The 23,181-nt window shown below is 41.5% G+C and carries 21 protein-coding genes; 3 read left to right on the top strand and 18 right to left on the bottom strand.

The features are described from left to right. Nucleotide 1 precedes the first annotated feature (1 nt). Nucleotides 2-1,012 carry an ABC transporter ATP-binding protein gene (locus HNQ56_RS02410; RefSeq protein WP_429142391.1) on the top strand — a complete coding sequence of 337 codons (1,011 nt, stop codon included), beginning with the start codon at nucleotides 2-4 and terminating at the stop codon, nucleotides 1,010-1,012. A 119-nt stretch (nucleotides 1,013-1,131) separates the two neighbouring features. Here the strand turns inward: HNQ56_RS02410 and HNQ56_RS02405 are convergent, their stop codons facing one another. The 18 genes from HNQ56_RS02405 to HNQ56_RS02320 form a co-directional block, all read right to left on the bottom strand. Next, on the bottom strand, nucleotides 1,132-1,434 hold the full coding sequence (locus tag HNQ56_RS02405; RefSeq protein WP_429142389.1) for a type II toxin-antitoxin system RelE/ParE family toxin: 303 nt from the start codon (nucleotides 1,432-1,434) through the stop codon (nucleotides 1,132-1,134). Then, nucleotides 1,427-1,690, bottom strand: a complete 264-nt coding sequence (locus tag HNQ56_RS02400) for a prevent-host-death protein (protein WP_429142387.1) — start codon at nucleotides 1,688-1,690, stop codon at nucleotides 1,427-1,429. Before HNQ56_RS02400 ends, HNQ56_RS02405 begins: the two co-directional genes overlap by 8 nt. 154 nt (nucleotides 1,691-1,844) lie before the next feature. Further along, complete coding sequence (locus HNQ56_RS02395; RefSeq protein ID WP_429142386.1) at nucleotides 1,845-2,456, bottom strand: DNA-3-methyladenine glycosylase; 612 nt, start codon at nucleotides 2,454-2,456, stop codon at nucleotides 1,845-1,847. Nucleotides 2,457-2,482: 26 nt separating this feature from the next. Continuing rightward, the gene (locus HNQ56_RS02390; RefSeq protein WP_429142384.1) at nucleotides 2,483-3,532 is read right to left on the bottom strand and encodes a hypothetical protein; all 1,050 of its coding nucleotides are present in this window, start codon (nucleotides 3,530-3,532) and stop codon (nucleotides 2,483-2,485) included. Between the two features lie 15 nt (nucleotides 3,533-3,547). Further along, complete coding sequence (locus HNQ56_RS02385; RefSeq protein WP_429142382.1) at nucleotides 3,548-5,755, bottom strand: DEAD/DEAH box helicase; 2,208 nt, start codon at nucleotides 5,753-5,755, stop codon at nucleotides 3,548-3,550. Then, nucleotides 5,749-7,659 (bottom strand): site-specific DNA-methyltransferase, encoded by a 1,911-nt coding sequence (locus HNQ56_RS02380; protein ID WP_429142380.1) that lies wholly within the window; start codon nucleotides 7,657-7,659, stop codon nucleotides 5,749-5,751. Before HNQ56_RS02380 ends, HNQ56_RS02385 begins: the two co-directional genes overlap by 7 nt. 208 nt (nucleotides 7,660-7,867) lie before the next feature. After that, nucleotides 7,868-8,461, bottom strand: coding sequence for a uracil-DNA glycosylase family protein (locus tag HNQ56_RS02375; RefSeq protein ID WP_429142378.1), 594 nt, complete (start codon nucleotides 8,459-8,461; stop codon nucleotides 7,868-7,870). A gap of 26 nt (nucleotides 8,462-8,487) precedes the next feature. Continuing rightward, nucleotides 8,488-9,045: a flavodoxin family protein gene (locus tag HNQ56_RS02370; protein WP_429142376.1), complete on the bottom strand. Its 558-nt coding sequence runs from the start codon at nucleotides 9,043-9,045 to the stop codon at nucleotides 8,488-8,490. Between the two features lie 434 nt (nucleotides 9,046-9,479). Then, a complete protein-coding gene (locus HNQ56_RS02365; protein ID WP_429142374.1) occupies nucleotides 9,480-10,607 on the bottom strand; it encodes a beta-galactosidase trimerization domain-containing protein in 1,128 nt (375 codons plus the stop codon). After that, nucleotides 10,594-11,328 (bottom strand): pyruvate formate lyase family protein, encoded by a 735-nt coding sequence (locus tag HNQ56_RS02360; protein ID WP_429142372.1) that lies wholly within the window; start codon nucleotides 11,326-11,328, stop codon nucleotides 10,594-10,596. Before HNQ56_RS02360 ends, HNQ56_RS02365 begins: the two co-directional genes overlap by 14 nt. 12 nt (nucleotides 11,329-11,340) lie before the next feature. Beyond that, the gene (locus HNQ56_RS02355; protein WP_429142370.1) at nucleotides 11,341-12,294 is read right to left on the bottom strand and encodes a phosphotransferase family protein; all 954 of its coding nucleotides are present in this window, start codon (nucleotides 12,292-12,294) and stop codon (nucleotides 11,341-11,343) included. A gap of 30 nt (nucleotides 12,295-12,324) precedes the next feature. Further along, entirely contained in the window at nucleotides 12,325-12,666 is a 342-nt protein-coding gene (locus tag HNQ56_RS02350; protein ID WP_429142368.1) for a hypothetical protein, read from the bottom strand. A gap of 168 nt (nucleotides 12,667-12,834) precedes the next feature. After that, on the bottom strand, nucleotides 12,835-14,199 hold the full coding sequence (locus tag HNQ56_RS02345; RefSeq protein ID WP_429142366.1) for a phenylacetate--CoA ligase family protein: 1,365 nt from the start codon (nucleotides 14,197-14,199) through the stop codon (nucleotides 12,835-12,837). Continuing rightward, the gene (locus HNQ56_RS02340; protein ID WP_429142364.1) at nucleotides 14,199-14,936 is read right to left on the bottom strand and encodes a TetR/AcrR family transcriptional regulator; all 738 of its coding nucleotides are present in this window, start codon (nucleotides 14,934-14,936) and stop codon (nucleotides 14,199-14,201) included. Before HNQ56_RS02340 ends, HNQ56_RS02345 begins: the two co-directional genes overlap by 1 nt. A gap of 174 nt (nucleotides 14,937-15,110) precedes the next feature. Beyond that, complete coding sequence (locus tag HNQ56_RS02335; protein ID WP_429142362.1) at nucleotides 15,111-15,413, bottom strand: hypothetical protein; 303 nt, start codon at nucleotides 15,411-15,413, stop codon at nucleotides 15,111-15,113. A 122-nt stretch (nucleotides 15,414-15,535) separates the two neighbouring features. After that, a complete protein-coding gene (locus HNQ56_RS02330; RefSeq protein WP_429142360.1) occupies nucleotides 15,536-16,426 on the bottom strand; it encodes a carbohydrate ABC transporter permease in 891 nt (296 codons plus the stop codon). A 12-nt stretch (nucleotides 16,427-16,438) separates the two neighbouring features. Further along, on the bottom strand, nucleotides 16,439-17,290 hold the full coding sequence (locus HNQ56_RS02325) for an ABC transporter permease (RefSeq protein WP_429143000.1): 852 nt from the start codon (nucleotides 17,288-17,290) through the stop codon (nucleotides 16,439-16,441). Between the two features lie 171 nt (nucleotides 17,291-17,461). Beyond that, the gene (locus HNQ56_RS02320) at nucleotides 17,462-19,144 is read right to left on the bottom strand and encodes an extracellular solute-binding protein (protein WP_429142358.1); all 1,683 of its coding nucleotides are present in this window, start codon (nucleotides 19,142-19,144) and stop codon (nucleotides 17,462-17,464) included. Between the two features lie 383 nt (nucleotides 19,145-19,527). Between HNQ56_RS02320 and HNQ56_RS02315 the strand changes: the two genes are divergently transcribed. Beyond that, nucleotides 19,528-21,285 carry a sensor histidine kinase gene (locus tag HNQ56_RS02315; RefSeq protein ID WP_429142356.1) on the top strand — a complete coding sequence of 586 codons (1,758 nt, stop codon included), beginning with the start codon at nucleotides 19,528-19,530 and terminating at the stop codon, nucleotides 21,283-21,285. Further along, nucleotides 21,286-22,935 carry a response regulator transcription factor gene (locus HNQ56_RS02310; protein WP_429142354.1) on the top strand — a complete coding sequence of 550 codons (1,650 nt, stop codon included), beginning with the start codon at nucleotides 21,286-21,288 and terminating at the stop codon, nucleotides 22,933-22,935. The last annotated feature ends 246 nt before the right edge of the window (nucleotides 22,936-23,181 follow it).

Genomic DNA, 23,181 nt, shown 5'->3' with positions numbered 1-23,181 from the left:
CGTGGAAAAAGATTATATTTTAGAAGTAAAGAACATCCATAAACGATTCACCTCAAAAAAGGTATGCGTAAAGGCAGTTACCGATGTAAGCTTTCCTGTTAAAAAAGGAGAAACCATTGGCATTGTAGGGGAATCCGGCTGCGGAAAAACCACCTTGGGCAGATGCATTGTAAGAGGAATTGAAGCGTCGGAAGGTCAGGTAATATATCGGGCAAAGGACGGAAGGGAATATGATTTCTTAAGTATCGACAAGAAAACCATGAAGTCCATACGAAAAGAAATCCAGATGATATTTCAGGACCCCTATTCCTCCCTTGATCCCAGAATGACCGTGCTTGATATCATAAAGGAACCGTTAAAGGCCAATTATCCTAAAATGCCAAAGGCGGAGATGGAAGAAAGGGTAAAGGATATTGCCGCAAAGGTAGGGCTGAATACTTCTTATTTGATGAGATACCCTCATGCCTTTTCCGGCGGTCAAAGACAGCGGATCGGAATTGCAAGAGCATTGATATTAAGACCTCAGATTATCGTATGTGATGAGGCGGTATCGGCCCTTGACGTATCCATTCAGGCACAGGTGATTAATTTGCTGCGGGATTTGCAAAAGGAGATGCAGCTGACTTATTTATTCATCAGCCATGACTTATCGGTGGTAGAGCATATCTCTGATAAGGTGGGCGTTATGTATTTAGGGAAATTAGTCGAATTTGCAAAAACAGAAGAGATGTTTCAAAAGCCCATGCACCCTTATACGGAAGCCTTATTATCCGCTGTACCCGTGGCTGACCCTAAAATAAAGTTAGAACGCATCCCTTTAACGGGTGAAATTCCGAACCCTGCAAATCCGCCTTCCGGATGCTATTTCCATGAAAGATGCAGATATTGTATGGATAAGTGTAAGACAGATGTTCCTGAATTAGAGGATGTGGGCGGGGGACGGCTGGTATCCTGCCATAGAGCAACAGAGCTTAAGCTCCGCGGTTTTTCTTACCAGGAGCAGATTTCTTAACTCGTTCCATCCCACATAGAGACAACCCCGGAATAATCAGGCTTTCGCAGCTCTGAAAATCGCCCGGGGTTGTTTTTATATGCGTTGGTTTTGACAGCCTCAATAAGATGCCTGCATAATTATATATTACGTCTTTGGTATTGGATCGTAACAACGTAAACCGTTTTATTTTCTTCCTCTATTTTGAAGATCGCGACGTAATTGTCAATGAGAAGCTGCTTATAACCTTTCCCTGCATATCTTCCTTCCATTCTGTCCTGATGCATTTGTGGAAATGTATCAAGTAATAGTATCGCATTTTTGATTCTTGCTGCCTGTCCTTTTGCGTTTTCCGGAGAAAGCTTATCCACTGCAATATATTTATAGATTTTATCTAACTCATTTATTGCTTTCGGAAAAATTTTGACAGTATATTTATCCAAAGTACTTTTTCTCCAATCCAGCAAAGACATCAGCGGCATCCATCGGCTCGGCTCCTGCAGCTACATCCTTCTCTGCTTCGTAGATTGCTTGGTCAGTTCTATTTATGCCCACAAGCATATCATATAATTCCGAACTCATAACTACAAGATCACTGTATCCATTTTTTGTAATAAAAATAGGTTCCTGTACTTGGTGCGCAATATCTGAAAGTTCACTTGTTTTTCTTAAGTCTTTAATTGGCATAATAAGTGGCATTTACATCAACTCCTTCCGAATGACATAATTATATCATAATTATGTCCGTGTTTCAAGTGAAAAACACGAAAGGCATACTCAGTATTCATGAATCCTATGGCAACACACTCTTTCACGTACTTTATTATCAAAATCTAATAGACTTTGTGCCGCTCTATTTTACAGAAACATATTCGTTGCCTTCTACATAAAATCTCCAGAGGTAGTCCTTCGCTTCCTCTGCATAGTCAATCCCTACCCGTTTTGTTTCTACTATTTCAAACTCCTCATTCCCGCCTTCTTCAACATATAATTCATTTCCGCACAGATCTACCCCGTTAAAGCTTCTGTCTAAGGACAGCGCACCGCACAGCCTTCCCGGACCGCTGGTAAGACCCCTTCGCTGGCTTTTTGTGAGCTGTTCATAAGGCTTCCCAAATCTCTTATTCGCCATCCACTCAATTCCCTTCAGGGGTTCCACAGCCCGGATCAGCACCGCCTGCGGGGTTCCTCTTTTATTCGTAACTATGTTAAAGCAATGATACATGCCATAAATCATATAGATATAAGAGAATCCGGGCTCCCCGTACATGACCTCCACTCTGGGCGTCCTCTTGCCCCCATAGGAATGGGCAGCCTTATCTATCACTCCCATATATGCCTCTGCTTCCACAATCCTGGCTGAAACTCTCTGCCCCTCTATCTCGCGCACCAGCACCTTTCCCAGAAGCTCTTTGGCAACAACGACAGAATCCCTGTCATAAAATTCCCTGTCCAGCTTTTTCATTCCACTATTTCCTCTCTCTTTCACAGCTACACTGATTTCATATCATAGGTTCTATTGCAATCAAAGCATCTATAGTAATAGGAGCAATTTTTCTTGCTATCACAAAGGAATAAAGGATTTCCGCATCCCTTACAGAATTTTCTCTCCCCGGCAAAAAGCCTGGTATAGGCCATCGCATGATCAAATTCCCAGATCCGGCTGTCTCCGTTTATCTCACAAAAGGAAGTCCGGTCCGCTATGCTATGCATATAATATAAGGCTTTTCCTGACTTGTTTCCCGGCATTTTAAGCAAGCAGGGCTGTTTGAAGAAATCCTCCTTCAGCACATAGCCCGGAATATAAAGCTTATTCGCATCATAGTCAAAATATAATCTGGTATAAACATCGCTGGCATGATCAAATTCTATCTGCATCAGCCTCTTTAAGAATACTTCATTGGTCAGCTTAGGAAAGTCTTTTTGATAGTTGTCCTTTACATAGGAGGCGTAATCATAAAAGCTCTTGATTTCCTCATTGGATCTGCAATAGTGGGGGTATACAAAGAAATCCCACCGCTCAATATTCTTAATGATCCTCCCGTAATCCTCCTCTGTTCTGGGAATCGATCCGCTGGTACCCTTGAAATCACCTAAATTTCCTTTTAAAACCGAGGATTTAATCTCAATGGAGAATAAACCGCTTTCCTCCATTTCCCTCTTTAAGTCTGTGCTGATAATGCCCAAATTATTACTTCCCGCAACTTCAGCATTAATCTTTTCAATATATGCCTCCAAAATACCGGAAGGAGTCCCTGCCTTGTAGACCAGTCCGTCAAAGGGGGCATGACTGAGATAATGATCCCCTCGAAAGCTGTCATAGGATAAAAATCTGACATCGGTGTATTTTTCAATAAATTTCTCAAATGCAAATTCGGCTTTCTTACCCTGGATAGTGTCTCTTTCCAGCTCTGACCTTTCCCGCCCCTTTTGCCATGTATTGGTCGTATGACTTAGCAGCAATTCTATTTCTCTTTTATTTAATCCATCATCCGACGGTATATCGCAGACTCCCGCGCCGTCTACAATAAAAATCTCCATTCCATCCACCTCATGCTAAAACTCATCCGTAAGTGCAACCCAATGCTCGTCCGACATATCCCCGGTAAAACGGGTATAATTGATATACAGCTCATTATCCAGGTCACGGACAAAGCCCCACCTTACGTTCTTATCTTTTGCGTACCGCTGAAAGGCATTAAATTTATTCTCAATCTGCTTATCAATGTTCTTATCCTGCCCTCTGGATTCTCCGCCCTTCGTCTCAATAATCCAGACCGTGCCGTCCTTCTTCCTGGCTATATAATCGGGGTAGAACAGCCATTGCTTCTGAAAAGCATCCACATAAACAACGGAAAAGTACTGCTGCCCCGTATCGCCGTTTTTATATACCCAGTCCAGACCTTCCATGCGTTCACAATACCGCTCAAACAGCTGTTCCGAATTGCTTCGGACCCTGCTGGTTGAAAAACCGGAGGTATATCCCTCATAAGCATTGGAGAGAAAATCCACTTCCTTCTTTACCGTGGGATCGTATTGGAAGAAATCCTGCTCCGGTATTTTAAAGGTTGATTTTTTCGGATTGATGATAGAACCCTGTGCTGCCATGGTGGCTGTGACCTCCCGCAGCTCCTGCTTTAAACGATGGACATTATTGATGATGAAGGCATAGAATTCAGCCGTGTCCAGCGTCAGCAGCTTTCTGTAATCCGTGCCGCCCTTTCGGAATAAACGCTCCAGGACAGTCTTGACTTTAGCGCTTTGCATCCCGATTGCAGACTTAATTTCATCCACGCTATGCAGCAGAAGGATACCATGCTTATGCGTATTCACTCTGCTTCTTGTTTTATGGTAGGCTATGCTCTCTGTCAGCGCATCGCTGCGGACGAATTCGCCGTACAATGCCTTTCCAAGGATTTCATCGCCAAAGACATACCCGGCATCAGAAAGCAGATTCTTGTTCTGTTCTTTTCCCCCGGCCAGCTTGTATTTTGCCGCAAAAAAATCGTGAACCTTATTTAAAACCTCCCGTTCCCCCAGACCGTCCGCATCCAGATTGCGGCTTTCCTTCTCCAGTGTGAAGGTCTTACACTTGTCCTTAAGGAATAACCGGCGTACCTCATAAGCCCTGTCCATTTCCGACAGCAGGCCTGCCTTATACTGCTCGTCAAAGGTATAGACATAGCAATAATCCAATATTTCATTATCATAGTGCCTGGCTTCCGGCATGCGCCGGATTCTGCCTATGGTCTGAATCTGAAAAGCCTCCGTACCCCCTTCCCGAAGCTTGACCAGAAGCTTGGCCCGAGGACAATCCCATCCTGTGCTGATGGCCTGTTTCATTAACAGAAACACCGGTGAGGCGTTATTCTCCGTCAGATTCTCCGGCAAATCTCTTTTCTCTTCCGACATCCACTTGCTGACCATGCCATTCTCATAGGTATAACCCATAGCCTCCAGCTTTGCTTCCACCGCTTTTATGGTTTCCGGCCGGCCGTTGGGGAACTGAATCAATACGAGAGGACGGATCTTCCTTCCCAAAGCCGTATATTGCTCGGCGATCATCTTCCGCTTCGCATCGGCCAGCTCCAGCAGGCATTCGTAATCATTGGTAATCTCCATATTGTCTGTGATGCCTTCATTAATGCTGATGGCCTTGGTTATGAGGCCTGCATCGATTACATCCAGTTCGTCGATTTCATAGAACTCATACCGGCTATTTTTTACCGTTGTGGCGGAGACTCGGAGGATATGCCGGGCTGAAAAGGCATCTATGACCGCCTTTGCCTTGCTGGTATTGTTGGAATGCTCCTCATCAATTATCACAAGGAACTCGGTTCCGTTCCGGTGTGCTCTGGCAATCTGGTCAAACAGGTTCTTCCCCTCGCTGTCACGGATGGCCGTGTTGTCTTTTTTGGTCACAAGCTCCCAGTTAATGAAGGTGGTGCTTTCTTCTTCAAAGCCATTTTGCAGAGCGTCCATCAGGCTTTGGGTTTTTCGGGAGGGGGTAAGTCTGCGCATCTTTTCACAGCTCTGCTCCTCCAGATTGCCTTTTCCCGGACATAGCCACAGGAAAGCCGTCTTACGGTTTACCCTGCTCAGATATTCGTCTATGAAATCAATTAGAATGATTGTTTTTCCCGATCCCGTGGGAGCCTTTACCATGATGGTTTCTTTGCTGCCGGGAGCGTAGGACTTATCCAGAAGAAAATTTACGCATTTCTCCTGAAATTCAAAAAGGCCATGAGGCAATCCTGCTACCATATCTCGCCAGCCTCCCTTAATTCAGACATAAAGTAATACTCCGGAATCATATTGATCCGGGCATCGGAAAATAATTTTTCCTGGCTCGAGGTGAGAAGGACGTCCTTGGAAATATAAAGCATCCTGCAATCAGTATACCGCTGCCATTCTGCCTCCAGCCGGTCGGCATCCTCATCGGATAGAAGGAGGAAACAGCTCCCGTTATTGATATCCGATGCTTGCTCCAGACAAATCATTTCCTCCATATGCTTCAGCAGCTCGTCCCCCAGGAGACCGTCAGCGGATTTTGGCACCCATCCTGTTTTATAGTATTTCATATTGGCTTTCATGCCCTGCATTTCCTTTAGATGGGTCAATCCCAGAAGCCGCAGGCAGTCATTCTTAATCTCCGTTTTGAACTTAGGATAGACGCCCTCGTTTTCCTTTCTTATCCCTTCTATTTCCTTCAGCAGTTCTCCGGCATTTTTCAAATCCTGAAGGCTTAATTTATGCTCATAGAGAACCGTAGCAGCTGTTTTATTGAAGTTATAATTGAAAATCAGATCATGGCACCGCTTGTAGGTTATTTCCTCGCATATTTTGTTCTGGTTATTGGTGCATAGGATGAACCTTCGCTGCCCGCCATCCTCGGCATTCAGTTCAAGGACTGCCTGGGCTGTGGTTCCGCTTCCGGCAAAGAAGTCCAGGACCACAGCATCCCTGTTATAGTGGTTTTTGAGCAGTCTTTTTATTAACTCCACCGGCTTGGAATAATCAAAATCATCCTTCAGGCCAAACACATCCAAATCCTTCTTTGCATTATCATTGGAATATTCATTTTCAATTAATCCGATGGAGCTTAAGGGCTTGGTCCGTTTCTTATACTCAATACAGTACTCCCCCGTACTACTATTTTTCTCTATCTTTGCATTCAGATAGGTCTTCGTATAGATTCTCGCCGTCCCGTCATTCTTACGCTTGATCACTACAAATCCATTGTTATATCCAAACTCGAAGAGCTTCTTATTCCATCTCCAGGCCCAGTCCGCCCGCCGGTGATCACCTGCCTGCCGGGTCTCCCATGCAGCTTGATCCGTTCCGGGATAGAATACTTCTCCTTCGATCTCTAATGCATAATCCAGGCTGGCACTATAGGATAAGCTGTCATAGTCCAGGGTCTGGTTTAATTTATATTTGCCCCGTTCCTCCACCCACTCATCCTCGTTGCAGAAGGCAGAGTCCACATGCTCCTCCATGACGAAAATGTCCTGGTTTCGCTTTGTATATACCAGCACATAGTCATGATTTTTGGAAAAGGAACCTGTTGTCTTGCCGCTTTTCTTTGTTATCCTGGGCAAGGTGATCACAAAATTTCTCTCAGAAAAAATTTCATCCAGAAGCAGTTTCAGGGCAGACTGCTCGTTGTCATCGATGGAAACAAAGAAAAGGCCGTCGTCCGATAGAAGCTGATAGGCTATTTTTAGTCTTTTTTCCATAAAGGACAGCCATTTGGAATGCCTGAATTTATCTTCCGAATCTATGAATTCATCATTGTAGGTAAAATCGTTGTTGCCTGTATTATAAGGCGGATCAATATAAATGACATCGATTCTGCCCCTGTGGGTTTTCTCCAGAAGCCGCAGGCTGTGCAGGTTATCTCCCTCCAACAGAAAATGATAGGGTTCTCCGGGAGCGGCTGTAATTTCCTTCTCGCGTACATCTATCCACACAGGCACCTGGGTTTTCATCTTGATATCCACATTTTCCTCATGTTCTTCCCAGATCAGACCGTACTTCTTTGCCGTCAGCTCCGTTTCAATCTCATTCAGTGCCTTTATAACTTCATCATCGTCTTTGTGCTCCTCTTTTATGGTATCCAGAAACGCAAGCATTCGATGTCTTTTTTCCTGCGAAAGATTCGCCATAACTCTTCCTCCTGATTGTCGAAATGTATCGCATAATCATATACCCATGAACGCGTTTATGATTATGCTATGGCACTATATGCCATGATGCGCACTCCCTTAGGTCGGCAAAGGTATGCCTTACCAGTAATGTACGCCTACTATATCATACGTATTGGATAATACATAGTGTACTTTTTGGTGTACTTCTCTCTACTTCCATCCATTCTCAATCTCTAATGCTTAATACCTTATGAACTGCCTTCCGTATCTCATGAATTCTATCTTTTTCAAACTGGGGATAGTCCTTCAGCCATTTTACATTGAGAGGAGACGGATGAGGCAGTATATATGCCGGCTTTCCGTTGATTTCCTTATTCTCAAAGGCCAGTGACGTGATTTTCTCTCCCGGAAAGAAAAACTCTGCCGCAATTCCGCCGATTATAATATAGATTTCATTATTTACCAGCTCCATCTCTTTCACAAGCCACTGCTTCGAGCATTCCTTCGGCGGGCGGCGGTCTCCTCCTCCCGGCGCCTTACCGGGGTAGCAATGCGCCATAGACACAATATAGAAATGATCCGGATTGTAGAAATCCTCATATGATATTTGATACCACTCACCCCTGAGCTTTCTTCCGCTGATATCGTTAAACGGTCTTCCTGTTTCATGTACGGTTTTCGACGGAGCCTGACTGATCTGCATGATTCTGGCATTCTGATGCCCCAGCACGATGGGACGAGGTTCAAAGCCAAAGATATCCTGGCACTGCCGGCACTGCAGTATTTGACGATGTAACTCCGCAAGCTTGCTGCTATCCATCCTTCTTCACTCCTGTCTATCTCAAATTAAAATGTATCCATTTGATTGAGCCTGCATGCGATATCTTTCATTTTAATCATTGCATTAAGATCATCTTTTGCAGGCTGCTTGTCCGTGTTTAACGAAAGAACAATATTTTCTTCCTTCAATCCCGCTTTCATATGCTTAAACATCCACTCTGCCACAATTCTGGCTGGTTCCGGCCCGCCGTCCCCGCCGCCCACAAGAATTAAAACGCCAACCTTGCTTCTAATATCCATTTCATCCCTCAGAAAACGCTTAGCAGCATAATATGACTGGAACCGGCTTGCCAGGCTGACCATCGGGCCGGTGAGATTAGACATGTACAGCGGCGACGCAAGGACAACGGTATCAAAATCGTCCTTATAAATCTGCGCCATATCATCCTTAATGACACAGCCTTTTTTCTTCCAGCACATCCTACAGTCTATACAGGGCGCTATTTTATCATAATACGCCGAGATCTCAACAATCTCTCCCTTAAGCTGCTTTTTTAACTCTGCCAGCAGCTCCGAAGTATCCCCTCTTCTTCTTGGAGAACCGTTTATTATTAATGTTTTCATTATATGACGACCTTTCTATATATTACAGGAACATAATACATGTTCCTGTAATCAGGATGTATGACACAGATGAGATTGTTCTCATGATTTATATTACAGGAACATAATACGTGTTCCTGTAATCAGGATGTATGACACAGATGAGATTGTTCTCATGATTTATATTACAGGAACATAATGCATGCCCTGTAATCGTGGGTGCTACGTAGATGCAGTTATTCTAATAATCTGTATTATCTCATATTCTGCTGTAAGCTTCTTTCCATTAACTATTCTGCTATCGATTTCTATAAGCTTTATCTTATCACAAATAGCCTATAGGATACTACCTGTTTTTTGTTAATTTGAATTTTGCAGCAGTAAAAACAGCAAAAAATAAAACAATAAGAACCGCTCCCTATTGAACAAGAGCGGCTCCAGGTTTCCTTTTCATATTATTCTGCACTATCTTTTTTCCAATGATATATTTGACCCGCGGAAGGTGCAATACTCATATAAAGCTTTCTGCCTTCATAATTGCTTTCATCTATTCTTTGTTCATCATGAAACTCCACACAGATATCCGTCTTTTGATAGGTGTGGTTTACAACAATAAGTACATACTCCCTATCCGTCTCCAGCAATCTGATCACAGGTGCCAGCAAAATCTCCTGTTCCTCAATGTCCGAAATATGAATGCGTTTTATTATGTCATATCCATTTTTATGGAACCAATGTATTAATAATTTTCCCGTTTCGGCTTCTCCGGTATGTTCATAGCAGTATCCCGGATATGTCCCAATCCATATTGCTTTTCCCTTGCCAATTCCAAACTCCGTAACAGAAGGCTCTCCATCCGGAAATTCCGCTAATACCGCTGTCTGTTCGCCGGGAATTATTAATTGGCGGTATAGCTGCCCTGTAAATTCCCCCAAATCATCCTTACCAACAGAGGATATCTTTCCAGATTCAGGTATCGCTTGAATCTCCTTGTGGTGAATCCCAAACAGGGTGTTCAGAGCCACGCCACCCTGCTCTAACAGGCCATCCTGCCGGTACAATCCAGGGCAGGCCTCTGTGATTAAAACACCTCCCAGTTCAACAAACCGATGGAATATGTCAACTTCCTTCTCTGACAAAACCAGTGGCATAGGCAGATAGAGTGTTTTGATTCCGCTCAGCAATAATTCTTCAATATAGTCTTCGTGAAAGAATCTGACAGGTATCCCAGCCATATATGCCGCTTTATATACGCCGCTGATGCTTCCTGCATACAGCTCTTCTTTTCGATCTGCCGAAAAACAAAGCAGCTCACTATGCCTGGAGACATAGATGGCATTCATGGGCATCCTACGTCCGGCACCATCAAGAACCGGCTGATTTAAATGGGCGGCTGCCCTTCCTGCCGCCTTACTCCTCTCCGTATTCTCTCCCAGAAATCCTGTTAATCCAAACCCAGGCAATTCAAGCCCTGAAGGTTCCGGAGCATACTGCCAGTATACACTTCCCTTGCCTCCGGCCACAGCTGTATTCCAGTTCCAAAGCGTCACATCTCGTTCATTCGGAACCTCACCGCCTAACAACCCCGGTTTTCCTCCTCCGCCTTGTAATTCCACCAAAGGTCCCGCTTGCTTCCAGATCCTTGATACCAGGTATCAGCGTCCAATCCATAATGGGATCATATCCCCCCCGCATAACCAGCTCTAATATTTTCAAGGTATTTAAGGAGCCGCTTGGCGTTCCGAAGCTGTAATGATCAAATTCTATCTCACCGCAGCCGAGGGGCGTATAGGATTCTGCTCTGGCTCTGTCTACATGGAAGGCTTTCATCAGTCCCGGAACCAGGACATCATCATTATATAATAGGGGAAAGGTTCTCCCTTCTTCGATGCATCGCATACAGGCATCCCAAACCTCTTTCGGCGTATCCTTGTTAAATCTTAATGTAAATTGGGGTAATATCTCCTTCACGGTTCTGCAGGCCTCCGCAGCCACCAGGCATAAGCGGTCCGCATTCTCCGGATTTCTTCTTCCATAGCCGCCCACAATAACCCGGCAATCCGTCTCACTGTCCAGGCTGTCAATCTGCCTGAAATAGCTCTGAAGCATCTCCAGGGCTTCCTCTTCCGTGATGATATTATTGTCAATGTCATGGGCATACCAATCGCCAAGGTATACATCCATTCGGCCAAATTGCAGCAGAGGTGACATGATGCCATATATCCACGCCAGCTGCAGCGCCTCCAGCATTGATCCCGGTGCCTTATGGCTGATATTCTTCAATGCATCCGCCATCTTCTCCATGCTTTTCTACTTCTACTTAAGAAAAGGTGCAAAAAATCCCCCTTGCCCATCGGACAGCGATTCTAAACAGCGGAAGGGCTCCCAATGCCGGTATCCATTCTTTTCCTCGGTATTTTCAAGCCAAATTTCCATTCTCCGCTGCGATATGAGAATGGCAAAGCCCAGAAGCAGATCGACATCCTCTTGACTGTTCAGCATCGGTTTTGTCATATGGATCATTTCAGTCTGAAAATCTATTAAATCGCTGCTTTTAGGAGTATCCGCCACATCATCGACGGTTTCCGGACCAAAACCAAACCTCAAAAGAGAATAAAGATCGAGCTGGGCCGGTGCAATTACCGCGTGCTCAAAATCCAATAAAGAGGCGATCCCCGCATCATTCCAAATCATGTTGTCCATGGTCATATCGCCATGATTGAGTACTTTTTCTGCTTTTGGTAAGCAGGTAAAAAAACGGTTGAGTGTATCCGCTAAAACCCTGCCCTGCACCTGATTAATCATATTCTTTTTTACAAGATCTTCTGTGCCCAATAGGGACTCTTCCCGGCGAAAGGAACTATACCAGGCTCTTTCCGCCGCAATCCCCTTTGCCTTATTGATATCGGCGGAATGAACGGCCTGTAAAATATCAAATGCCTGCCGGAACCCTTTTTTTCTTTGCTGCCAGGTCAGCGAAGCCCATACTTCTCTTAAATTGATCCCGGGGATTTCCCTGGAAAGACTCCATTCGTATCCATCCGTCACTCCTGTGGCTATATTCACAGGATATCCGACAATATCAGGTAATATCTTTGATAATTCCACTTCCCGGCGAAGCCTGCTGCCATTCTGCGTGACGGATAGCCTCAGAACCAATCCGCCGGCTAACCAGGTTTTATTTGTCCAGCCATTCCCTGTTCTGGCTGCTAGAAAATCAATATCATATCGGCCGAATATTTCGGCAGCAATTTCTTCCTGTCTGTTCATTTTCTTCTCCTGCCGTAATATAGTTCTACTTCATACTGTAAAATTGACAAAACCTATGCAATTATATTTATCCGCAGCATGAAAGCCTATACTTTCATAGAATTTAACCGTGTTCGGCTGATTTTCTGTCAGCAAAACTTTTTGATAAACAACCCTAACGATCCCCACCAGAAGGTGATTGGCGTAAGCTCCCAAGATACATAAGGAATGTGCATATGCTTGCCTTAACATGTCGGGTTTCTCATAATAATTACTCCAGCCGACAGATATATATAACGAAAGTATCTCCGCCTCGTTATACTCTTGATATTCTCTTATCTCTATGTTTTGCATACAATTCCCTCCTGATGAATTCCCCTTTTCATTCTTCATACCCTCCCTATTCCATCCCATGCTTTTATCCGTCTGTTAACAGTTTAACCCTTATCATGATTATTTCAAGCGTTAATTTAATGAATGCTGTTCCTCCCTGCCGGTTTTTCCAGAAACAGAGCCTTGCATCGGTTTTAAGATGCTGTAAATAATGCAGCCGCCTGTTTTTCAGCCAACATTTATCACATGTTTAAACTTACCGCTTTGAGGGTGCTGTTGTGGCTCTTCGGCGGACATAAAAATCTCTACATGATAGATGCCATGGAAGGTGAGGAATTTCCTTAACGCAGTGCAGGCAGCTTCAAATGCTTTCTCTTTGCTGTATCCATCGCACGGATTAACTCTTAATTCCAGCCTATTCCCCTTATAAGCCAGAATTTGAAATCTTTGAATTTCATGAATCTCTTTCAATATGGCATAGATAACAAGAGGGGCGATTTTTATGTCTTTCCCATCCTCCAAAAACGTAATAATATCATCCACACGCCCTTCAATTGTCAGCCAGGGAGAGACATTGCCGCATGCACAAGGTTCATGATGCATCGCGATACGGTCCGTAACCTCATACCGGATGAAGGGCTGTGTATAATTATATAAGTTGGTGAGCAGAATTTTATCAGACTGTACGCCGTCAGGAATCGGTTTATTATCCTTATCAACAGGTTCCACAATCACCCAGTCTTCATTGATATGGAAATGCTGTTCTGTACATTCACAGGCAATGGTTCCTCCTTCGGTACAGGAATAATTAGTCTGAACATAACATTGAAATGCTTCTGAGAGCTTCTCACGCAGCTGGTCACTTAAATACTCTCCGCCTGTCATAACAATGACGGGGCTGATATGAAGACGACCGCTCTTCTGTTCCTCCATAAGAAGCTCCAAAATAGTCGGATATCCCCCGAGCATAGCTGGTTGAAAGGCATTCAATTCCTCTACTATCTGTGATATTGGCAGCAAGGCGCTGGTTACGGCCATCTGCTTTTTCTTCCAAGGCATCGCAAGTAATCTTGAACGTATGGAACTGTTGCCCAGGTAGAACCCGCCTGTGGCAAACACCCCCATTGTTTTATTTCCGGCCTTCACAAATGCTTTCAGATCCTGCTTTCTGGCAAATGCCCGTGTCGCACTGATGCCTCCCATTACATTATTGGTAGTCCTGTCACAAAGCATTACCAGAGGATTACCCGTAGAACCGCTCGTTGTAAATACCAGATACTCCCTCTTGAATTTGCGCCCGATGTTATCAAGGTCTTTCATAAACTCTTCAATATCGGAACGTTGAATAGAGCGGTCTGTTATCCAATCATTGAAACATGACATTAACTCCTTCTTATTTGTCGGTGGTAAATCAGCAAGCTGGAAGGTATCACCAATCTCTTTGTATAGCTCTTTGTAATAAGGGCTGTTCTGTTTTGCATAACTTACGAGCTTATGAAATCGTTCCTCACGAATTCCTGCCTTTTTGGTTTCATTCATATTTTTATATTTCCAACATAAAAACATAGCTTTTAAAATACCGATTTTCTGCATCAGACTTCCTCCTTCACCACACCGTATAACATAAAATCTATCTGCTCCTTTATCTCTGCTTTTATCCGTTCCGACTCTTCAAAAAACCGATCCGGCGTTTCTTTATAAACTTCTAAATATCTGTTAATGATTGCTCCAATATAAAGGCTAAGGGCCCCTGCTGCCTTCTCCGGATCTGTTTTTTTCAAATTGAGGACAGCCACTGCCTCGGCCATTATCTTTGCTGATTTTTCCCTGGTCTTTATTGTATACTTTGCCAGTACTTTATTCTTTTGGTCAAAAACCTGACTGTTGGTCTCACGTGCCGCCATGTTTACCAGCCGCATCTCTTCCCTAAACTTTCGGCAAACATCGAACTTCTCCTCCATAAAGTTGAAAATAATATCATAAAAATCGCTTGCTTTCGCTCCCGACTGCTCTATCATAAGTCGTTCCAATGCCTGTTCTAAACAATAAATATAGAATTCTTTTTTACTTCCGAAGTAGTGGAAGAGAATTCCTTTCGATATCCCGCAGTCTCTTGTTATTGCATCCGTACTGGCCTCCGAATATGATTTTTTAGAAAATTCAGATATTCCGCCTTTTATAATGATGTTTTTTTTATCCTCTGCTAATTTATTAAATGTCTCTCTCATTCCATACACTCCTGTATACCTTTGTACACGATTATTGACTGAACGGTCAATCCTTATAAATCTATCATATATCATATTGACTCGATAGTCAATTACTTTCAAAAAATATAACGGCCTATCTTAAAGTCTGGTTATTCAGAGTCTTTATGATATGCCGTTTCTTAATTACAGTGTAAAATATCTTTTATTACATTACGATTAGCACTTGATTCTTAAAGCATGTAAGGAATATTACTGTGTCTGTTAAATTTCATTCGCCGTTAGGTCAATTTAGTGTTATTCTACAATAAAATTTTCTACTGCTCTACCTAACGCCTTTGCATTCTCACCCAGTTCCCTGGCCAAAACCTCTAAGTCGTTAATAGCATCCATCTGACTGTTTGTAGTCTCTCCCACTGATAAGGACGCTGCTGCCGTCCTATTAACCGCTTCCTCCTGCTCCTTTACTATATTATCTGCTTCTTTAGCTATATTTACCGTATCTTTCGTCTGCTGCTGAATATCTGTAATGATATTCTCCACTTCACGAACAGAGTGTACGGATTGATCTGCCTGCTTCTTAATTTCTTCTGCCACCACAAAAAAACCATTTCCTTTATTTCCTGCACGGGCAGCTTCTATTGCGGCATTCAAGGCCAGTTTCTAATTGGTTTTACTAATATCACTCTTTAAGCAGCAAAGGATCTCTTCCCTACGGCAGGTTACCCCTTTACGCTGCCTAATACAAGCCCCTTGGTAAAATACTTCTGTAAGAAAGGATAGATCAGCATAATTGGAATAGCTCCAAGGAAAAGCTGCGCCGCACGTCCTGTTCTCGCATTCATCATGGATAATAGCTTTGTATAATCTGTACCCGATTTCTGCATGATCTGTTCAAAGCTCTGAAGCAATGTCTGCAGATAACTTTGTAAAGGATAGTTCGCCGGACTATTCATGTAAATAATGCCGTCAAACCAGGAATTCCAATGCCCTACGATGCAGAATAATCCTACCGTTGCTAACGCCGGCTTTAACACAGGAAGAAGAATACGGATCAGAACCCTGAAGGGACCGGCTCCGTCAATTCTCGCTGCCTCTTCCAATTCCTCTGGAAGTCCTCTGATAAAATTCATAAGAATAATCATATTATATACAGGTAATGCGCCCGGAAGAATTAATGCCCAGATCGAATCAATCAGTTTCGCCTTTACAATAATTAAATAAGTGGGGATCATACCACCATTAATCAGCATAGTAATTACGAAGAATGTCATGTATATATTACGTCCTGCTAACCGTTCCTTTGTCTTTGACAATGGATAAGCGGTCAATACCATAAGTGTAATATTTACGGCTACACCTAATAATACTCTTTCCACTGATACCATAAGTGATTTAAAAAACTTCCCGTTTGCCAATGCAAATTCATACGCTTTTGTCGTGAAGTCAACCGGCCAGAAACCAACCTTTCCTGCTGTCACGGCGGCGCTTCCGCTGAAGGAAACAGCCAGCATATTGATAAAGGGGAGCACACAGATTAAGGATGTTATAATTAATATTGAATAGTTTATCATGTTAAAAATAGTTCTTCCAACACTTTTATATTGAATCATCTTTCCCCTCCTTTAGAAAATCCGATACTTCGCTACTTTATCAGCAAGAATATATGATAAACCAACCATGATGCAGGATATCAGAGATTTAAACAGCCCTACTGCGGTGGCAACAGAATACTGTGCCTGTTTGATACCCAACCGATATACATAAGTATCAATAATATCAGCAGAGCTGTAGACAACCGGTGAATACAGGTTATAAATCTGGTCAAAGCCTGCATTCATAACATTACCCAGGGCAAGAACGGTCATCAGGATAATAGTAGGCGCCAGTAATGGCAGGGTGATGTAAACCGTCTGCTTCCAGCGCTTTGCTCCATCCACCATAGCAGATTCATAAAGACCTGGATCAATACCGGTAAGAGCGGCGAGATATACTACTGTCCCAAAACCAAACCCCTTCCATACATCACTTACGATCATAGTCCAGGGAAATATTTTGGAGCTCCCCAAAAAATTAATCGATGATATACCAAATGCCGAAAGTGCACTGTTAATAATACCATCCGATGCCAGGATATCCATAAGTATACCAGCCATGATAACCCATGACAGGAAATTGGGTATATAAACCAGGGTCTGGAAAACACGCTTAATTCTGTTATGGAAAACCTCATTCAGGAGTAAAGCAAAAGTAACCGGTACAATAATTCCTCCTAATATCTTAAAGAATGCGATATAAAAAGTATTCCATATTGTTCGGACAAAATTAGGTTGACTAAAAACGTATGTGAAATTCTGCCACCCAACCCATTTAGAGTGAAAGCCTAATCCGGGATTGTATTTCTGAAATGCTATGATTAAACCGTAGAGAGGGATATAACTAAAAATAAAGATCAATACAATTCCCGGCAATAACATAAAATGTAACGGCCATTGCCTTTTTAACTTCTTAAACATCTGCATCCTCCTTAATATTTAAGACTAAATTACATTCGAACAAATTATTCGAGATACCGGCCATTTTTGTCATAAGCTTAAAAAGGAGGGAACCGGGAGAAAATCCCCTTGTCCCCTCCTTTAAAATCTTATTTATTGATTACCGTATGCATCATTCATAGCCTGAGTTGCTTCTCCGCCACCCGCTGCATGCCAGTTTTGTACTACTGTATCAAAGTAATCAATGCTTTCTTCACCCATAATAATCTTTGTGAAGCCTTCGGTTAAAAGGTCATCAAGAGTTGTACCATAGTTTAGCAAGGTTTCCGGAGTTGCACCCCATAACTCTGATTTAATGTACCTATTATTATCAAGTACCTGAGTTGCTAAGCCATAAGCCGTCTTCGGAGCACCCTGCTGCAAGTAATCACCCGTTGAACCAGGTGTCCCATTGGTCTTGAACTCAACACTGTTGTTATATTTCTGCCACATACCGCTTGTTGTAAAGCTTGAGGTATCTCCATCAACAAGTGCCTTGGATACATGCTGATACTGTTCATAGTCACATGCCGGATTGAGAACACGGAATGCTCCAACTACATGTGCCATGTCATTATCCGTAAATGCAGAGATTGTTTCCTGGTCTTCTTTTCCGGTTGATTCATCCAACATATAGCCATAGAAGTTGATTAATTTAATTGCTGCTTCCGGGTTCTTACACTGCTTACTTACCACGGTATAAGAGCCATTTGCAAAAAAGATTGATTGGTATACATCCTTACCATCTGCGGATGGCATTGCATAAGGGTAAAAGATTGCATCTACACCATTGTTTGTCACGGTATCTACACCCGGATTATACCCCCACCATTGATAAAATGGTTGGATACCTGCTTTACCGGCAACAATATCACTTTGCATTGCATTAAAATCTTGTGTAGCAAAATCAGAATTTAAAATGCCCTGCTTGTACCAGTCTGCCCACGCAGCAAGGGCTGCCTTCATTTCAGGCTGTACGGAGCCGTATACAAGCTTTCCGTCACTGCCTCTCAGCCACATATCGGGATAAGCGTGCCAGGAAATTGCTGTAAGATTAAGATAATCCAGGGTTTGATCAACAGCAATACCATATACGCCGTATTTCTCCATAAAGGTCTTTGCTATATTAATCACATCATCCATTGTCTGAGGATCTGCAAGTCCGCATTCTTCTTTCCAGTCATTTCTGATCCAGATATAGTCAGGCTGATCGATAATACCCCAGTGCATCTGAGGAATACCATATAATCTGCCGTCCTTTTTACCAGATTCAAAGCTGTCAATATCCTCCTGCATATAGCCCTTCACACGTTCTGATGCATATTGATCAAATACCTCCGTTATATCCTGTATCAGATCCGCATCAACCAGCTGCTGTAACTGAGCCGCATTTACATGGAATACATCAGGTAAGGTACCGGATGATATGGCAAGATTTAATTTTGTATCGTATTCATCACTTACCCAGTCGGTTACCACTTCAACATTAAACTTTTCCTTATAGGCTCTGATCCAGACATTGTTGGTAATATCGTCGCCTTCCGGATATTTAGCTGATGCATATTCTGATGTCACAGTATGTATTGTTACCGGTTCATCATATTTACTAAAAGCCAAATCTTCACTGCTTACCGCATCTCCTCCGCTCTCGCCTCCTGTTGGGTTTGCTGCATCTGCCCCTTGATTCGTCTCTGCTTTAGTTGAATTGGAATTGCCGGCTTCTTTTTTACTATTACAACCGGCTAAGGAAACAACCATACAGACAACTAATAATACTGCAATTAACTTCTTTTTCATAAGATTTACCCTCCTTGTGTTTATTCGTTACGATATTAGTTTAGCAAGTGAAGCATCTGTTTAGTAGTCCAAAATCTTTACATTTGTATAATAATTTTACTTGTTTACCGATGCTAAATCCTGGGACTTTACATGAAATCGTCTTATTTGTATAATATTTTTACATTTGTATAATTTCTATACATTTTTACACAAAACAGCTTTTTTCTTATAAATTCTGCCTAAATACAACTACAAGTAGATTATGTTTTATGCTATACTTATATACGGTAAAAGTTCAGCCTGGGGCTGGGCAAAGGGCACGGGGGATAAGTAAAAGGGGATCAGAGAGCTACAGGCTTAACTTAATGACACTATACATTGAATTCACGAGGAGAAAAGCAATGAAGTTAATTAAAAAGGATATCATATTAACAAAAATCATTATACTTTTTCTGGTCATCGTAATACCTATGATTCTCTTCAGCAGCATAAATATGATTAAGAGCAATAACCTTCTGATCAATGAAACAATCAAATCGATTAGTGAGAAAAATCAGACCTTTGCCAATAATCTTGATAATGAGTTCAATACCATTAGTATTTCTGCCTCCAATATCACAGTCCACTCGAAGGTTCGCAAGCTATCTTACCTCAGTGATCTTATGAGTAATTACGAAAAATCACAAGCAGTTCAGCAAATACGGGAATATATCAGCAGTATCAAGGAGAGCAGCAACCTTATCCATAATGTCAGAGTCTATATCCCTTCCGTAAGAAAGGCATATAACTCATCACACTATAGAGGCGGAAGAGAAAAACTGATTTTTGAAGGAGGAAGCTATCAGGATATTACCCTTGACACGTACGAAAACATTATAACCTTAAAAGAAAACAATCCATTTCCCATTTTATATACAGACAATGAACTTATTATTATTCGTTTCCCATCTATAAAAAATCCGGCCAATATTGCTGAAGTGAATTTATCCGCAGATCATTTAGCAAAACGATTAGAAGCACAAAGCATGTATAGCAATGCCCTGTATCTGTTTTATTTGGAGGACAGCTCCTATGAATTGGATAATATACAGGATAATACTTTTTGTAATTTGGTAAAAAATGCTGTCTATAGAAACGGAGTGGCAGATATTAAATATAAGAATTCGAGCTATGAAGCATTTCGTTCCCATCTCGAATTCTCTCACTCGTATTACATACAAATTATACCGGCGAACACCTTGGCAGAGCCTTATCGCCTGCCCATCCTCTACTCCATATTTTTTATAATATTTATGGTCTTATGTGTTCTGCTGTTTTCATACGGTGTAATTAAATTAATTCATCATCCATTAACAAAATTAGTACATGCTTTTCAGGCAGTGGAAAAAGGAAATCTGCAAATTCGCATCAGTGAGACCGAACAAAGTGAATTCAGCTATTTATACCAGGGCTTCAATAAAATGACGCAAAATCTGGAAGCAGTAATTGATGAAGTATATAATCAGGACCTTCTTTTACAGAAGGCTGAATTTAAGCAGCTTCAAGCCCAGATAAATCCTCATTTTTTATACAACAGTTTCTTTATGCTGCAGCGTATGATCCAATATGGGATACAGGAGGAAGCGATTCAGGTATCTAAGGAATTGGGTGTATATTTTAAGTATATTACAAGAAATAATTCCGACTTTGAATTATTCAAGGACGAATACCGGCATGCAAAAATCTATTCCAGGATACAATCCATGCGTTTTGAAGACAGAATATCAACCGAATTCGGAGATCTTCCTAAAGAATATGAAAATCTCCAGGTACCCCGGCTAATCTTGCAGCCTATTATCGAAAATGCTTATAATTATGGCTTAGAGAATAAAATCAGCGACGGTTTGTTAAGAGTACATTTTACACCAAAGGAACGTGGGATAGAAATTGTAATTGAAGACAACGGAGATCATTTAAGTGATGAAATGATTCATCAGATAAATTGTAATATTGAACAATCAAAAAATCTCATTTGCACGAATGAAGTAACGGGGATACTTAATATATTTCGTAGAATACGAACTTTTTATAAAAATAGCAGTAATTTGTCCATAAGCCGTTCCGACCTTGGAGGTATGAAAGTAATTATCTTTTTGACAGAAAGAAGCGAGGAAACATAAATGAAAAAAATATTAATTGTAGATGATGAGCATCATATTGTAAATTGGCTGGTGGAGCTATTCGAAGAGCAAAAAGAAATGGAATTGACTATTTTTAAGGCTTATTCCGGAATAGAGGCTATAAATATCTTAAAGGTAACTAAAATAAATATCATACTTCTGGATATTAATATGCCCGGAATTAATGGTTTGGAATTGGCTGATAAGATACTTTCCGATTGGCCCGGCTGCCGCATCATATTTTTAACCGGATACAATAATTTTGATTACGTCTATTATGCAAATAGACATAATAACATATCATATCTTCTAAAAACTGAGCCTGATGAAGAAATTATCAATGCTGTTTCGAATGCGATCCGTTCGATTGATATGGAAATTAAAAATATCGAATTACAGAATCAGATTATTAGTAAGGAAAAACTTCTTAATTATCTTTTTCAAAAGGATTTTTTACAAGATATTATATTGGGAAAACAAATAAATCAAGTACAGGAGCATATGGATTGGTATGGTTATCAATTTCCATTGGATTTATTCAAACCTGTTTTTCTTTTGTACGGGAAATGCAATCCAAAAGATGATACCCCATTCTCCTTTGAGCATAATAATTTTATCCTGAAGCTGATGCAAATTACAGATCAGGTGTTATATAACAAATTTCATTATGCTATCCTTGATTATGACAAAACCACAGTGTTATGGTTTCTTCAACCATCCACTTTATATAAAGAATATAACCGTCCGGCGCCTGTTATTTATTTAAAGGAATGCTTCGATGAATTGATTTTCTCAGTTCAAAATAATATATCCAGTGAAATTATGCTGATTCTTTATCATAAAGAAATTCCGATTGATAGGTCGGGCAATATCTATCAGTCATTGAATCAATACATTTCTTTTACCTCGCCGGCATTATTCACACGCTCCTTTGGTATGCTTTTCGGTGAGGAAGAGGAGCGGATGATTAATGCGTATAATAGGAAATCTATTCAGTTTAATCAATGGGATCTTCAAATAGGCTATCTTTCGGCTTATTTAAACAATGGTGAAGAGAAGGAATTTCTAAAAGTGCTTAAGGGAATTTCCTTGTCAAGTTGTAATATCAAAAGTATGCACTATCTGCCCCTGATTAGTATTTACCAAAGAATTTCCTCTGCGATTATAAGCTTTATCAGTCAGAGGAATTTAAACGAAGTAATTGCTCAACAAATAGGGTTATATTCTTTGTTCTATTTGAAGGATTTCAAAAGCTGGACAGAAGCATTCCGTTACTTGGAAAGGATTTCAACTATATTATTTAACTTGACTTCTAGTGCACTGATCGATAAAAACCAAAAGCTTGTCTCTACGATTAAGAATTACATTAAGGGTCATTTATCCGACGATTTAACTCTTACTGTAATCTCAGACTATGTAAATTATAACAGTTCCTATGTCTCTCGCCTGTTTAAACAGACAACCGGATTAAGTCTGTCCGAATATATTAGCCAATGCAGGCTTAATAAGGCAAAGGAACTGTTAAGTCAAACCAGTGACACTGTGCAGGTGATAGCTCAGAAGGTTGGATTTGACACCTCGCAATATTTTTCCATGGTATTTCGAAAGGCAGTCGGTATATCTCCAAGAGATTTTCGAAACCTGGTCTGATGAGCTTTCTCTTTCCTCCTTGATTCCTCATAAATCGTAACAGTTCAGATGGCAATGTCAATGGCATTGGTTCAGATGGTGACCGGGCTGAGCTGTTACACCAAAGGTTTCAAATATATACGGATTTTATAAAATAATATAACTCCTGCCGATTTATTGTCTCAACTGAATCATCAAGAAACAGTTTAACTAAAATTCGACCGGAGTTATATATCCAAGATAATATATAAACTTTCTTCTGCGAAT

The organism is Anaerotaenia torta (assembly GCF_050433395.1).
GTDB classification, from domain to species: Bacteria; Bacillota; Clostridia; order Lachnospirales; family Lachnospiraceae; genus Mobilitalea; species Mobilitalea torta.
Note: the sequence above shows the minus strand (reverse complement) of the source record. Positions and strands in the feature narration are given on the sequence as shown.

Excerpts from the sequence above, each read along its gene's own strand:
- HNQ56_RS02360 (WP_429142372.1), bottom strand. The coding sequence starts at position 11,328 with ATGGAGAAGATGGCGGATGCATTGAAGAATATCAGCCATAAGGCACCG.
- HNQ56_RS02350 (WP_429142368.1), bottom strand. The coding sequence starts at position 12,666 with ATGAAGAATGAAAAGGGGAATTCATCAGGAGGGAATTGTATGCAAAAC.
- HNQ56_RS02400 (WP_429142387.1), bottom strand. The coding sequence starts at position 1,690 with ATGCCACTTATTATGCCAATTAAAGACTTAAGAAAAACAAGTGAACTT.
- HNQ56_RS02330 (WP_429142360.1), bottom strand. The coding sequence starts at position 16,426 with ATGATTCAATATAAAAGTGTTGGAAGAACTATTTTTAACATGATAAAC.
- HNQ56_RS02325 (WP_429143000.1), bottom strand. The coding sequence starts at position 17,290 with ATGTTATTGCCGGGAATTGTATTGATCTTTATTTTTAGTTATATCCCT.
- HNQ56_RS02310 (WP_429142354.1), top strand. The coding sequence starts at position 21,286 with ATGAAAAAAATATTAATTGTAGATGATGAGCATCATATTGTAAATTGG.
- HNQ56_RS02345 (WP_429142366.1), bottom strand. The coding sequence starts at position 14,199 with ATGCAGAAAATCGGTATTTTAAAAGCTATGTTTTTATGTTGGAAATAT.
- HNQ56_RS02385 (WP_429142382.1), bottom strand. The coding sequence starts at position 5,755 with ATGGTAGCAGGATTGCCTCATGGCCTTTTTGAATTTCAGGAGAAATGC.
- HNQ56_RS02370 (WP_429142376.1), bottom strand. The coding sequence starts at position 9,045 with ATGAAAACATTAATAATAAACGGTTCTCCAAGAAGAAGAGGGGATACT.
- HNQ56_RS02320 (WP_429142358.1), bottom strand. The coding sequence starts at position 19,144 with ATGAAAAAGAAGTTAATTGCAGTATTATTAGTTGTCTGTATGGTTGTT.
- HNQ56_RS02375 (WP_429142378.1), bottom strand. The coding sequence starts at position 8,461 with ATGGATAGCAGCAAGCTTGCGGAGTTACATCGTCAAATACTGCAGTGC.
- HNQ56_RS02380 (WP_429142380.1), bottom strand. The coding sequence starts at position 7,659 with ATGGCGAATCTTTCGCAGGAAAAAAGACATCGAATGCTTGCGTTTCTG.
- HNQ56_RS02315 (WP_429142356.1), top strand. The coding sequence starts at position 19,528 with ATGAAGTTAATTAAAAAGGATATCATATTAACAAAAATCATTATACTT.
- HNQ56_RS02395 (WP_429142386.1), bottom strand. The coding sequence starts at position 2,456 with ATGAAAAAGCTGGACAGGGAATTTTATGACAGGGATTCTGTCGTTGTT.
- HNQ56_RS02390 (WP_429142384.1), bottom strand. The coding sequence starts at position 3,532 with ATGGAGATTTTTATTGTAGACGGCGCGGGAGTCTGCGATATACCGTCG.
- HNQ56_RS02355 (WP_429142370.1), bottom strand. The coding sequence starts at position 12,294 with ATGAACAGACAGGAAGAAATTGCTGCCGAAATATTCGGCCGATATGAT.